Source organism: Pseudomonas sp. IB20 (assembly GCF_009707325.1).
GTDB lineage: Bacteria > Pseudomonadota > Gammaproteobacteria > Pseudomonadales > Pseudomonadaceae > Aquipseudomonas.
In genome coordinates this window covers 1,167,451-1,180,838 of the sequence record NZ_CP046103.1, presented here as the reverse complement: position 1 = coordinate 1,180,838, position 13,388 = coordinate 1,167,451, and the positions used below count along the sequence as shown (strand labels likewise).

General features: G+C 60.2%; 12 protein-coding genes. 6 read left to right on the top strand and 6 right to left on the bottom strand.

All coding sequences use genetic code 11. The annotated features are described in order from the left end of the window. Positions 1-162: 162 nt before the first annotated feature. Positions 163-1,080, top strand: coding sequence for a transcriptional regulator MetR (gene metR, locus GJU48_RS05375; protein ID WP_057012200.1), 918 nt, complete (start codon positions 163-165; stop codon positions 1,078-1,080). Between the two features lie 125 nt (positions 1,081-1,205). Here the strand turns inward: metR and GJU48_RS05370 are convergent, their stop codons facing one another. The 3 genes from GJU48_RS05370 to GJU48_RS05360 are packed head-to-tail and all read right to left on the bottom strand — an operon-like array spanning position 1,206 to position 3,523. Further along, on the bottom strand, positions 1,206-1,730 hold the full coding sequence (locus GJU48_RS05370; RefSeq protein ID WP_155295941.1) for a GNAT family N-acetyltransferase: 525 nt from the start codon (positions 1,728-1,730) through the stop codon (positions 1,206-1,208). Next, positions 1,727-2,140 (bottom strand): NUDIX hydrolase, encoded by a 414-nt coding sequence (locus GJU48_RS05365; RefSeq protein WP_094950912.1) that lies wholly within the window; start codon positions 2,138-2,140, stop codon positions 1,727-1,729. Before GJU48_RS05365 ends, GJU48_RS05370 begins: the two co-directional genes overlap by 4 nt. Before the next feature lie 36 nt (positions 2,141-2,176). Then, the gene (locus tag GJU48_RS05360; protein WP_094950914.1) at positions 2,177-3,523 is read right to left on the bottom strand and encodes an HD domain-containing phosphohydrolase; all 1,347 of its coding nucleotides are present in this window, start codon (positions 3,521-3,523) and stop codon (positions 2,177-2,179) included. Positions 3,524-3,780: 257 nt separating this feature from the next. On the opposite strand from GJU48_RS05360, the gene GJU48_RS05355 reads away from it, so the two are divergent. The 4 genes from GJU48_RS05355 (at position 3,781) to GJU48_RS05340 (ending at position 9,850) form a co-directional block, all read left to right on the top strand. Beyond that, positions 3,781-5,646 carry a putative bifunctional diguanylate cyclase/phosphodiesterase gene (locus tag GJU48_RS05355; RefSeq protein ID WP_094950915.1) on the top strand — a complete coding sequence of 622 codons (1,866 nt, stop codon included), beginning with the start codon at positions 3,781-3,783 and terminating at the stop codon, positions 5,644-5,646. Positions 5,647-5,712: 66 nt separating this feature from the next. Further along, positions 5,713-6,660: a cytochrome-c peroxidase gene (locus GJU48_RS05350; protein WP_242156005.1), complete on the top strand. Its 948-nt coding sequence runs from the start codon at positions 5,713-5,715 to the stop codon at positions 6,658-6,660. Further along, entirely contained in the window at positions 6,657-8,468 is a 1,812-nt protein-coding gene (locus GJU48_RS05345) for a DAHL domain-containing protein (RefSeq protein ID WP_094950916.1), read from the top strand. The genes GJU48_RS05350 and GJU48_RS05345 overlap by 4 nt, the downstream gene beginning before the upstream one ends. Beyond that, on the top strand, positions 8,465-9,850 hold the full coding sequence (locus tag GJU48_RS05340) for an ATP-binding protein (protein ID WP_094950917.1): 1,386 nt from the start codon (positions 8,465-8,467) through the stop codon (positions 9,848-9,850). Before GJU48_RS05345 ends, GJU48_RS05340 begins: the two co-directional genes overlap by 4 nt. 6 nt (positions 9,851-9,856) lie before the next feature. Here the strand turns inward: GJU48_RS05340 and GJU48_RS05335 are convergent, their stop codons facing one another. From GJU48_RS05335 to GJU48_RS05325, 3 genes are all read right to left on the bottom strand, one after another. Continuing rightward, the gene (locus GJU48_RS05335) at positions 9,857-10,129 is read right to left on the bottom strand and encodes a type B 50S ribosomal protein L31 (protein WP_094950918.1); all 273 of its coding nucleotides are present in this window, start codon (positions 10,127-10,129) and stop codon (positions 9,857-9,859) included. 100 nt (positions 10,130-10,229) lie between these two features. After that, positions 10,230-11,555, bottom strand: a complete 1,326-nt coding sequence (locus GJU48_RS05330) for an APC family permease (RefSeq protein ID WP_094950919.1) — start codon at positions 11,553-11,555, stop codon at positions 10,230-10,232. A 140-nt stretch (positions 11,556-11,695) separates the two neighbouring features. Further along, complete coding sequence (locus GJU48_RS05325; protein WP_094950920.1) at positions 11,696-12,517, bottom strand: carbon-nitrogen hydrolase family protein; 822 nt, start codon at positions 12,515-12,517, stop codon at positions 11,696-11,698. Positions 12,518-12,610: 93 nt separating this feature from the next. On the opposite strand from GJU48_RS05325, the gene GJU48_RS05320 reads away from it, so the two are divergent. Then, entirely contained in the window at positions 12,611-13,375 is a 765-nt protein-coding gene (locus GJU48_RS05320) for a helix-turn-helix transcriptional regulator (RefSeq protein WP_094950921.1), read from the top strand. Positions 13,376-13,388 lie beyond the last annotated feature (13 nt).

The window sequence follows — 13,388 nt, the reverse complement described above, 5'->3', positions numbered from 1 at the left end:
GAACCCCAGTAGAGCGCGAGTCTGATGAAGTTTGTTCAAGCGCGCTGCCACGGTTACGTGACAGTTTGATGAAGGCCGCTCAACGGTCGTCCGATAGTTACATCCCACCCTGGGTCATGTATGCTTTATCATTGAGCACAAAATTTATTCATGGAGGCCGCCGTGCTGGAAATCCGCCACCTCAAGACCCTGCATGCCCTGCGCGAAGCCGACAGCCTGGTGGAAGCCGCCGAGCGCCTGCACCTGACGCAGTCGGCGCTGTCCCACCAGTTCAAGGAACTGGAAGAACGCCTGGGCATGCAATTGTTCGTGCGCAAGACCAAACCGCTGCGTTTCACCAGCGCCGGTTTGCGGCTGCTGCAATTGGCCGACGCCACCCTGCCGCTGCTACGGGGCGCCGAGCGTGACATTGCACGCTTGGCCGGCGGTACCGCTGGGCGCCTGCACATGGCGATCGAATGCCACAGCTGCTTCCAGTGGCTGATGCCGACCATCGACCAGTTCCGCGATGCCTGGCCGGAAGTCGAGCTGGACCTGGCGTCCGGTTTCGCCTTCGCCCCACTGCCGGCGCTGGCGCGGGGCGACCTGGACCTGGTGGTGACCTCCGACCCGCTGGAACTGCCGGGCATCACCTATGTGCCGTTGTTCACCTACGAAGCCATGCTGGCCGTGGCCAACCAGCACGCGCTGGCGAACAAGTCGTACATCGTGCCCGAAGACCTGCTCACCGAAACCCTGATTACCTACCCGGTGGAGCGCGACCGCCTGGACATTTTCACCCGCTTCCTGGAACCGGCCGATGTGGAACCGGCCCAGGTTCGCACCTCGGAACTCACGGTGATGATGATGCAACTGGTGGCCAGCGGCCGTGGCGTATGCGGCATGCCACATTGGGCGCTGCATGAATACAGCTCGCGCGGGTACGTGAAGGCCAAGCGGTTGGGCGAGAAAGGCTTGTTTGCGACGTTGTATGCGGGGATTCGTGCGGACATGCTGGACGCGCCGTACATGCGCGACTTTTTGCTGACGGCCAAGGACACGTCGTTTTCGACGTTGGACGGCGTCAGCGCCGTGCGTTAGACAACACCGATCAACCTGTGGGAGCTGGCTTGCCTGCGATAGCCATAGGTTGAACGCAGAATCTAGCGGCGTCTGCATCGCAGGCAAGCCAACGCCCACATTGGCTTGAGTGGGCACCGGGGATTTCAGTCAGCGTTGAGTTCACGCCACATGTGGATCTTGTCGAAATACTCCTCACCCACCCGCACCGCCAGCGGCTCCAGGTCGTACTGGATAAAGCCGCAGCGCTGGTACAACGCAAAGGCGGCGTCGTTACCGGCAGTGACGGTCAGCTGAATCACTTGAAGGCGCGGATGTTTGCGCGCCTCGGCCAGTGCCGCCTCCACCAACTGGCGGCCCAGGCCTTTTTGCTGGTAAGCCCCATTCACGTACATGCCGAACAAGGTCACCTTGTGGCGCGCCTTCTCACGCGGCTCGAAGGCCAGGCCGACAATACCGGCCAACACTTCACCTTCAAAAGCGCCGAGCAATTGATCCAGCGGGTTGTCCAGGCGCTTTTCCCACCAGCTCAACGGCATCCGGGCGCGCTCCGCCACGCTGGAGGTGAACGCCTCGGGATAAGCACCGTAGGCTTCAAGCATCGAACTGGCTTCAAGCATCAACGCCCGATAAGCCTCGGCGTTACTGGCCCCAAGCGCGCGAATAATCATGCGTCGCAGGTCAGCGATTGGCGATAGAACGGCAGGATCAAATCGCGCGTCAACGGCGCCAGTTGCAGGCCGCCATCACCGGCTGGGTCGATCCAGCGCACTTCTTCGATTTCAGCAGCGGGCATCACCGCCACGTCGATGTGCACCTGGAACAGCTCGGCTTGCACGGTAAACCCCGGCTCATTGGCAGCCGGTGCCGAGAAGTGGCCCAGGTACACGGCGTCGCTCGGCTCAATGCGCAGGTTCAACTCCTCAAACAGCTCACGGGCCAAGGCTTGGGCGGGTTGTTCGCCGGCGTCGATCTTACCGCCCGGCTGCATGAACGCCTGGGTGCCGCGCTTGCGCACCAGCAGAGTTTGACCGTCGCTGCCAATCAGCAGGGCAGCGGCGATGCGGATAGTCATGGGCATGGAATAAACGCCTCGGATTGAAAAGAACACACGCCGCTACGTCAGTAGCGGCGCATCATCCGGCTCCTTGATAAACACGGAATACTTGGCCCCTTCCATCGCCTCAAACGCGATCAACTTGTCCACCAGCGGCAGGTTCAACACCTTGCCAGCGTTGAGCAGCAGCATGCCGTTATCGGCGTTGAGGTTGCGCGCCAGCACCATGCCCTCGGCCAGTTCGCGGGTGGTCAAGACCTTCACGCTCGGGTCACCCAAGGTCACGTCACTTAAAAACGCGGCGCAGGCCTGCACGAAGTCTTCGACCATGTCCGGGTCGTAGAGCTTGCCGGCGTACTTACGGATGTACAGCAGCGCTTCATCGCTGTTCATATGGCGCTCGAGGATCAAGCCCTTTTGCAGCTCGATAAAGTCGACGGCCAGCTTCAATAAGCGCGCGCCCGAGGGGATCAGCTCGCCCTTGAGGTGGTCCGGAAAACCCGTGCCGTCCCAGCGCTCCTGGTGATGACGAATCAGGCGGGCGGCGTCCTTCATCGGCTCCAGGGTCATCAGCAACGACTCACTCTGGGCCGGGTAAGCCCGATAACGCTCGCGGTCGGTGCTGTGCAGCAGGTCCGAGGGCGCGACCATCATGCTGTCGCTCCAACTCAACTTGCCGATGTTATACAGCGCGGCGGCCATGGTCAGGTCGCGGGCGCTGGCTTCGTCCATCACCTGGGCTTTGCAATACACGCGTATCAGCTCGATCAACTGGCGGTTGGTCTGCTTCTGCTTGGGCAGGCGCAGGTTGGCCAGCAGTGAAAACACTTCGGTGCCGGTCACGTAGCTGCGCTTGAGCTCATCGTAGGCCAGGTCGAGCATGTCGGCGGTTTGCTGCAGCTCGCTGGTGCGGGCGTCGACACGTTTTTCCAGGGTGGCGTTGAGGGCCTTCAACTGGTCGTTCTGCTCGCGGGTCAACTGTTCAAGACGCAGGCGTTCGCGCTCGGAATGCTGGTGCTCCAGGGACTGGCGCAACGTCAGGAGCATTTCCTCATCGTTCCAGGGTTTGCTGATGTAGCGGTGAATCTGCCCCTCGTTGATCGCCTTGATCATCATGCTCATGTCGGCATAGCCGGTCAGCAGGATGCGGGTGGTGGACGGGTACAGGCGATGGGTCTCGGCCAGCAGCATCGCACCGTCCATGGCCGGCATGCGCGCGTCGGTCATCACCAGGTCGATGGGCTGGGCGGCCATGATCTCCAGGGCCTGGGCACCGCTGCCGGCCAGCAGCACGTCGTAGGGTTGGCCACGCAGCAGGCGGCGCAGGCTGTTGAGGATCGACTCTTCGTCATCGACCAGCAAAATAGTGGGGGTGTAGGGGGACGTAGTAGCAGTTTTTTCATCCATGGCGACACCTCCTGACAATGACACATAATTGCTTCATTGCGCCCCGACATGATCAATCGCTGTACTTGCGCAAGCATTGAGCGCTAGATGAATGCCGGGGTAATTGGTGTTGATTTGACGCCAACTGGCCGACTTATTCAAGGGAGCCAACTATGCTTGTGCCATGAAGCCCGTGACCCGCCCTGTTTACTGAAGCATTCACGGTAAGGAAGCCCTATGCGCCAGAAATCGCCGTCACGCGCCTCTCGGAACCAGCCATGAACCCGCGCTCGGGACGCGCCAATCGACGGGTTCTGATCGTCGACGACACGGCTTCGATCCACGCGGACTTCCGCAAGATCCTGTGCGCCGACGCTAACGACCACGCGTCCCTGGCCAGCATCGAAGAAACCCTGTTCGGCACCGCCCCGGCCGTGCGCCAGACCTTTGTGCTGGATTCCGCCTATCAAGGCCAGGAAGCCCTGGCACTGGTGATCCAAGCCCTGGCCGACAACGCCCCGTATGCCCTGGTGTTCATCGACATGCGCATGCCGCCGGGCTGGGACGGCCTGGAAACCATCGAACAGCTGTGGAACGTCGACCCTCACCTGCAAATTGCCCTGTGCACGGCCTACTCTTTCGAAGCCATCGAGGCGCGCCTCAAATACGACGACCAACTGCTGATCCTGAAAAAGCCCTTCGACGACCTGGAAATCCGCCAGATGGCCACCGCCCTGACCTGGAAATGGCAGCTGGCGCAGGACGCGGCACTTAAACTGCAGGGGCTTGAGCGCACAATTGAGGAACGCGTGCAGGAACTGCTCAAAGTTTCGCACCTGCTGCAATACGACGCCCTGACCGAACTGCCCAACAGCACACTGCTGGGCGACCGCCTGAGCCAGGCGATTGCCGTGTGCAGGCGCCATGACACCCAGTTGGCCGTGATGTTTATCGGCCTGGACCGCTTCAAACGCATCAACAACGCCCTGGGCCACCCGGTCGGCGATGAAATGCTCAAGCACGTCAGCCAAAGCCTGGTGGCCACAGTGCGCGAATCGGATTCAGTGTTTCGCTACGGCTCCGACGAATTTGTGCTGATCCTCAACGACATCAAGCACCCCCAGCAAACCCAGTACATTGCCGAAAAACTCCTCGCCGCCGTCAGCACCAGCCGCTATGTGGCCGGCCACGACCTGAGTGTTACGGCAAGCCTGGGCATCAGTGTGTACCCCGATGACAGCAGCAGCGCCGTGGAGCTGATCAAAAAAGCCGAAACCGCCATGCACGCCATCAAAGACCACGGCCCCAACGATTTCAGTTTTTTCATCGACGAGATGAACCTGCGCGCCCAGGAACAGCAAAGCCTGGAAAGCGCCATTCGGCAGGCCCTGCAGCGAGATGAATTTATCTTGCACTACCAGCCGAAACTGGACCTGAACAGCGGGCAGATCGTCGGCGCCGAAGCGTTGATCCGCTGGCACCAGCCCGACCATGGCTGGATCTACCCGTCGGCGTTCATTCCCGTGGCCGAAGACAGCGGCCTGATCGTACCGTTGAGCCAATGGGTGTTGCGCCAGGCCTGCGAGCAGGCCCGCGCCTGGCAAGCCGCCGGCCTACCGCCCATCTGCATTTCGGTGAACATCTCAGCGATTGATTTTCGCCAGCGTAACTTTGTCGCCAACCTGGCGACGATCCTTGAGCGCACGGGCCTGGAGCCGCGCTTGCTGGAGCTGGAAATCACTGAAAGCGTGCTGATGCAAAACGTCGAGGACACCCTCATCACCCTGCGCGGCATCAAGACCCTGGGCGTGCGCCTGTCCGTCGACGATTTCGGCACCGGGTATTCCAGCCTCAGTTACTTGCGACGCTTTCCGATTGATGTGCTGAAGATTGATCAATCGTTCATCCGCGGCTTGAGCGACAACAGCCAAGACGCGCAACTGATCAGTGCAATCATCAGCCTGGGTAAAAGCCTGGACATGAACATCGTCGCCGAGGGCGTGGAGACGCTTGAACAACTGGCATTCCTCAAAGCCCACCAGTGCGAGGAAGGCCAGGGTTTCCTGTTCAGCAAAGCCGTGGCGGCCGATGAGTTCGCCCAATTATTGCAAACCGGGCACCACAGCCTGATGCCCGGCCACTGACCTTTTGCCCCAAGGAGCGAGCGCTTGAGCCGCACCCCGCCACGTTCTCTGCGCCTGTCGCCACAGGTGCTCGGCATTGCCATTGCCCTGGGCTATGGCGCCTGCTTGCCTGCCACCGCTGCGCCGCTGGATGAACCGCTTAAACCGTTGCCGCCGGTGCCGACGCTGGATGCCGCCACCGTGGAACTGGGACGCCAGCTGTTCAATGAGACACGCCTGTCGGTGAATAACACCCAGTCCTGTGCCAGTTGCCATAACCTGCAAGCGGGGGGTGACGACAACCAGGCGTTTTCCCTGGGCTTCGATGGCAAACCGGTCGGGCTCAACACCCCGACGGTGTTCAATGCCAGCCTGAACTTCAAACAATTCTGGAACGCCCGGGTCGACACCCTGGAGGCGCAGGTTGAGCAGGTGGTCACCAGCCCCATGGAAATGGGCAACGACTGGAAAACCGTGGTCCAGACCTTGTCGGCACTGCCCACTTACCAGGCCGCCTTCCAGCGGATCTACCCCGACGGCGTGACGGCCGCCAACGTTCAAAACGCCCTGGCCACCTATGAGCGCACCCTGCTCACTCCCAACTCACGCTTCGACCAGTACCTGCAAGGCAACACCGAGATCCTCACCGTTCAAGAGAAATACGGCTACCAGCGTTTCAAGGACTATGGCTGCATCGCCTGCCACCAAGGCGCCAATATCGGCGGCAACATGTACCAGAAGTTCGGCGTGATGGGCGATTACTTCAAGGCCCGTGGCAACCCGACCGAAGCCGACCTGGGCCGCTACCTGCTGACCCAGGACGAAGATGACCGCAACGTGTTCAAAGTACCGAGCCTGCGCAACGTGGCGGTCACCGCCCCGTACTTTCACGATGGCTCGGCCAAGACCCTCGAGGAGGCTGTCGACGTCATGTTCACGTACCAGCTGGGGCGAATCCCCACGGCTGAAGACAAGACACTGATCATCCAATTCCTCAAGACACTGACCGGCGAATGGGCGGGCAAGCCCTTATGAAATCATCCCGCCTCGCCAGCCTGCTCACGCTCAGCGGTATCGCCCTGATACTGGCCTCGGTGCTGGTGTTTCTGTACCTCAAGTCGATCGGCGACCAGTCCACCACCTACACCGAGTCCCGCGACCTGATCAGCCAGATCAAGCAACTCAACTCCCAATGGGACGTTGAAGTGCTCAAGGCCCGGATCGCCCTCACCCACAACTATGACCCGCTGGTGGTCCCGTTCAAAGAGATGAGCGCGCTGTGGGCCACCCTGGAAAGTCGCGAGGGGCAACACCGCCACGCAAACCTGGCCGAATGGCAGGCCGAGCAGAATGCGTATCGCCAGTCGTTCCAGGAAAATGCGCGGCAGGTGGAACAATTCAAGTCGCACAACGCGGTGCTGCGCAATTCCCTGGCCTTTTTGCCGACGGCCGAGGACGACATTCAGGCGCATTTCCTGCAACTGGACGACGCCGAGAAACTGCAACAACAAAGCATCGCCACCGACACCTACGACTTGCTGCTCAGCGCCCTGGAGTTTGCCCAGGTGACGAGCGATGACAAAGCCGCAGACATCCTCGTGGGCCTGAACAAGCTGGCGGTCAACAAACAAAGCCTGCCGCCAGAGTTTCAGGTGCCGGTGGAGATTCTCAGTAACCACATTGCACTGATCCTGCGCGAGCAACCCCTCGTCAATGACCTGCTTGATCGCATTGCCGCGATCCCGTTGTCCGATCAACTCGACGCCATGACCACCCAACTCAATCAGGACCAGGCCGCCGCCGACCTGATTGATCAGAAGTACCACCGCTACCTGCTGGTGTTTTCCGCACTGCTGGTGGTGGTGCTGTTGTACTTGGCGATTCGCTTGTTGCGCAGCTTTGCCGAGATCAACCGGGTCAACCGCGCCTTGCAAGCGGTCAATGAAAGCCTTGAACAGCGTGTAGAGGCGCGCACGCGCGAACTCAAAGACGCCCAGAGCGAACTGCTCGACAGTGCGCGCCAGGCCGGCATGGCGGAAATCGCGACCAATGTGCTGCACAACGTCGGCAACGTGCTTAATAGCGTGAACATCTCCGCCGAGCTGGTCACGCGCAAGCTGCGCACCAGCAAGGCCTTGGGGTTGGGCAAAGCCATGCAACTGATCAACGAGCACCCGGATGACCTGGGCACCTACCTGCGCGAAGACGAGAAAGGCAAATTGCTGCCCGGCTACCTCAACCAACTGGTGGAGGCCATCGCCATTGAGCAGCAGGGCCTGACCGACGAACTGGCGCAGTTGAGCAAAAGCGTGGACCACATCAAGGACATCGTTTCCACCCAGCAATCCTACGCCGGCGTGTCCACCCTGCTGGAGCCGGTGCAGATCAGTGCGTTGATGGACGACGCCCTGCGCATGAATTCCGGGGCGCTGAATCGTCACCATGTGACGGTGGTCAAGGAGTACGCCGAGGTGCCGGAACTGATGGCGGACAAACACCGGCTGTTGCTGATCATGGTCAACCTGATCAGCAACGCCAAGTACGCCATGTCGAACCTCACCGACCGCTCGCGGCAGATCACCTTATCGATCAGCACGGTGGAGGACAGCCTCTTGCAGATCAGCGTCAAAGACGAAGGCGAAGGCATCCCGGCCGAGAACATGACGCGGATCTTCACCCACGGGTTCACCACGCGTAAGGAAGGCCACGGTTTCGGCCTGCACAGCTGCGCCCTCGCGGCCATTGAAATGAATGGCCGCCTTACCGCCCACAGCGATGGGCCGGGCAAAGGCGCCGTGTTCACGTTGCAAATCCCCCTCAACGATGCCGCAGGCCAAGCATGAACCGCCCCCCCAATCGACGCATTCTGCTGATCGACGACACGCCGTCAATTCACGACGACTTCCGTAAAATCCTCATGCCACCCATGGAGCAGAACCAGGCACTGGACGATATGGAAGCCGCACTATTCGGTGCCAGCGAGCCCCAGCACGGACCCGTTTTTGAGCTGGACTCGGCCTACGGTGGCCAGGAAGGGTTGAAGTTGCTGGAGGTCGCCATGGCCGAGCAAAAACCCTATGCCCTGGCGTTTGTCGACATGCGCATGCCCCAAGGCTGGGACGGCGCGCAGACCATTGAAGAACTGTGGAAAGTCGACCCAAGCCTGCAAGTGGTGGTGTGCACGGCCTACTCGGATTATTCGTGGGAAGAGCTGCTGTTCCGCCTGCACGCCCACGATCGGCTGCTGATCCTGAAAAAACCATTCGACAACATTGAAGTGCAGCAAATGGCCAATACCCTGGCCGCGAAATGGGACATGGCGCGACACGCGTCCTTGCAAACCAGCCACCTGGAACACTTGGTGGAACAGCGCACCCTGGCACTGACCCAGGCAAGCCAGGCGTTACAGCTGGAGATCGACGAGCGCAAACAACTGGAAAGCCAGCTGGTGCAATCGGAAAAACTCGCGTCCCTGGGCCAACTCGCGGCCGGCGTGGCCCACGAAATCAATAACCCGGTAGGGTTTATTTCTTCTAACCTCGGCACCTTGGGCGGCTACTTCAACCAACTGCAAGAGATGCTCGATGCCTATCGACAGGCAGAAACCGCACTGGGCAGCGACCAGTTCGAAGCCCTGCGTCGGCGCCTGGACCTGGATTTTCTCAAGGAAGACATTCCCACGCTGCTGCGCGAATCCAAGGAAGGCATTGGCCGCGTGGTGCAGATCGTCAAGGATTTGAAAGATTTTTCCCGGGTGGACAACGACCAGACCTGGCAATGGGCAAACCTGCAACAGGGCATCGATTCGACCTTGAACATCGTCGCCAGCGAACTCAAGTACAAGGCCGACGTGATCAAGCACTACACACCGCTGCCGGACATCGAATGCCTGGCATCGCAGCTTAACCAAGTGGTGATGAACCTAGTGATCAACGCCGCGCAGGCCATGGGCCCGGAACGCGGCACCATCACGATCAGCACCGGAGTGGAAAGCGAGAATATCTGGTTGGAAGTCGCCGACAACGGCTGCGGGATTGCCCCGGACAGCGTGCAGAAAATCTTCGACCCCTTCTTTACCACCAAGCCGGTGGGTGAAGGAACGGGGTTGGGCTTGTCACTCTCCTACGGCATCGTCAAAAAACACCGTGGCACTATCTCCGTGAGCAGCGAAGTGGGCAAAGGCACCACCTTTAGGGTGGTGCTGCCCATTCGCCAAACAGTTTAACCGCCCTCACGCCTCGGCGTTTTTCGGGCTCGAACCAAACGAAGCGAAACGCTTGTTGAACCCGGCAATCCGGCCTTCGGCCTGGGTCTTGCGCTGCTGGCCGGTGTAGACCGGGTGCGAGGCGCTGGAGACGTCCAGCGGGATGTATGGGTAGGTGTTGCCGTCGCTGTGTTTTTGGGTGCGGTCGCTGTCGGCGGTGGAACCGATGAGGAAGAACACGTCGGCGGCGGTGTCGTGGAACAGCACGGTGCGGTAGTCAGGATGGATACCAGCTTTCATAAGGCCTCCGGGGCGTCTGGGTGCATTTGATGTGTTATACAGTAACACAAATCATGCACCCAAACGAGAACGGATTGCAATAAGAATAGACCTCGGGCTTCTATGCGGCTTCCTGGAAGTCCATTTCCGGCGGCTGTTGCGAGAAGCCGCGGGTGAGCAAACCCAGGTAAACCAGGCCGATCGCCAGCCACGCCACGCCCAGGTAAATCGCCAGATGATCCAGGCTGACCATCAACCAAAGGTCCGCGAGCAGGCCGATGGCCGGGAACAGCAGAAACAGGATCAGCTCGCGCACACCACGCGCTTTCGCGCCGACCCAGTAGTGAAAGATCACCGACAGGTTCACCAGGCTGAAGGCCAGGAATGCACCAAAGTTGATGAACGAAGTGGAGGTGGTCACATCCAGCTTCAGCGCCAGCAACGCCACAACCGCACACAACAAGATGCTGTTAACCGGCGTGCCGAAGCGCGCATGCAAGGTGCCGAAGAACGACTTGGGCAACACACCGTCACGGCCCATCGCGAACAACAGGCGCGAACCACTGGCCTGGGCCGATAGCCCCGAGGCGAACTGGCCGACAATCAGGCCGATCAAGAAGATCGACACGAACAGGTCACCGCCGATATTGCGCGCGATTTCATACGCGGCCGAATCCACGTTGGCGAACTCGAACGACGGATGGGCGATCTGCACAAAGTAGGACACCGCCACGAAGATCAGCCCGCCGATCAAAGTGATCAGCATGATCGCCCGTGGGATGGTGCGGCGCGGGTCGCGGGTTTCTTCGGTGAGAGTACTCACTGCGTCAAAGCCCAGGAACGAATAGCAGGCGATAGCCGCACCGCTCATGATCAACGGCATGTGCATCTGGCCGTTGAAGAACGGGGCGAGGGTCCACAGCGGTTTGCTGGCGTCACCGCCGATGTAGTGGATGCACAGCACGACAAACGCGCTCAGCACCAGAAACTGCACGAGCATCAGCAAGGCATTGATGCCGTTGGCCAACTTGAGGCCGACAATATTGATAGCGCTGGTGACGCCGATAAACGCCAATACCCAGACCCACTGCGGCACCGAAGGGAATGCCGAGTTGAGGTACGCCGCACCAATCAGCCAGATGGCCATGGGCAAGAACAGGTAGTCGAGCAGCACCGCCCAGCCGGCGATAAAACCCAGCTTGGGGCTGATGGCCTTGCGCACATAGCTGTAGGCGGAACCGGCCACCGGGAAGGCAGACGCCATGCGCCCGTAACTCATGGCGGTAAAGAACATCGCCACCAGCGCCGCCAGGTACGCGGCGGGGACCATGCCCGCAGTGGATTGCGCCAGGATGCCGAAGGTGCCGAGCACAATGATCGGCGTCATATAGGCGATGCCAAACAGCACCACCGACCCTAACGACAGGGTGCGTTGCAAACGAGCCATGAGCGATTCTCCGCTGATTTATTAGATTTATGGCAGAACTGAAGTCGGTGAAGCGGATGTCATTTTTCTTATGGTTAAGCCTGTTTATGTGGCGAGCGGGGCTTGTTGTGGCGAGCGCCCTCGCCACATGGGGGTCAGCGTTAAACGTGTGGAATCAGCAGTTCGCGCGTCCCGTCTGCGCGCTCAATCACCTCACCCGGCAATTTCAAGCGCTGGTCATCCAGGTAGCGGTAGTCCTTGCGAGCCGCTACCAGTTGGTCGAGGTCCAGCTCGACCGCGAACTGCCCTTCCTCGCGCCCTGCTTCAAACAGCAGCGTGCCAATCGGGTCGACCAAGGCGCTGCCGCCGGCAAACAGCAGGCCGCCATCGCCCTCTTCCACCCGGTTGACCATCAGCGCAAACGCCTGGTTTTCCTGGGCGCGGGCCATGATCGCGGTGCGGTGCGTGGGGCCATAGGGGTCCATGTTGCCGTTGGTCACGATCAACAGTTCGGCGCCCAGTTGCGCCAAGGCGCGGGCGGTTTCCGGGAACTCGATGTCGTAGCAGATCAACAGGCCGACGCGCACACCGTTCCACAGGCACGTGGCGTAGCGATCCCCGGGCGTGAACACGCCGCGATCCGAGGCCCACAAATGGGTCTTGCGATAACGTAGGGCGATGCCTTCGGGCGTGATCAACAAAGTGGTGTTGTAGAATTGGCCGCCATCGCTTTCGGCTATACCGATCACCACGGCGATAGTGCGCGCACGGGCGGCCCGGATAACGGCCTGTACGGTGGGCCCATCCACCGGCTCGGCGATGTCGGCGACGGTCTCGGCCGACGGGAAGCCCATCAAGTGGGTTTCCGGGAAAACGATCAGTTGTGTATCGGCGGCGCAGGCCGCAATTGCCGCCAAGGCGCGCTCAAGGTTATAAGCTGTACCGTTATCACGACCTGCCAACTGGGCAAATTCGACCTTCATGGGTATTCCTTGTTCTCAATCTGTGCCGCAGTATGCGCAGCCACACCCCGCCAGGGAATTACGCGGCAGGGGTAACCCGATAGGGGTAGATCAATGACCATGTCGCTGCAAGACATCGCCTGGCACCGTTCGGTGGGGCAAATGATAGACGCCTTGGACCAGGCCAACTTCTGGACCCAGCTGGTGCGCTTATTGGACCAATACGTGCCGTTCGATAGCTGGGTGGTGTTGCTGTTCAGCAGCGCACACCGCCCGCTGGTGTTCGCCGAATGCCCAGGCGCGGACGGCACGCCAGACCAACTGTTCCAGGATTACCTCAACGGCCTGTACCTGCTCGACCCCTTCTACATCGCCAGCCGCGAGCACTCACGCACCGGGCTGTTTCGCCTGGCGGACGTCGCGCCCGAGCATTTCGAACTCACCGAGTACTACCAGCGTTATTTCCGCCTGAACGTGGTGGCGGATGAAATCCAATTTAATTGCCACCTGCCGGATGGGCGTACCCTGTGCCTGTCCCTGGGCTCGAAACAGCGTTTTGACCCGCAGCAGATTGCTTTGCTGTCGCTGATCCAGCCCTGGGTGCTGAGCCTGCTGCGCCAGCGCCTGCCCTATGAGCTCCATCAGGTCAGCGCCCCACAGCCGCCGATGCACAATGATGATTGGGGCGCGCAACTCACCGCCCGAGAGCTGGATGTAGGCCGCTTGATGCTCAGTGGTTGCTCCAGCAAGGAAATCGCTCGTAAGCTGCAAATCTCTGTTGAAACCGTGAAAGTCCATAAGAAACACATCTACAGCAAGCTAGGGATCAAATCCCAGTCGGAGCTGTTCTCGATCTTTCTTCAGGCGCAAAGCGCCTAGCCGATGAGTGAAC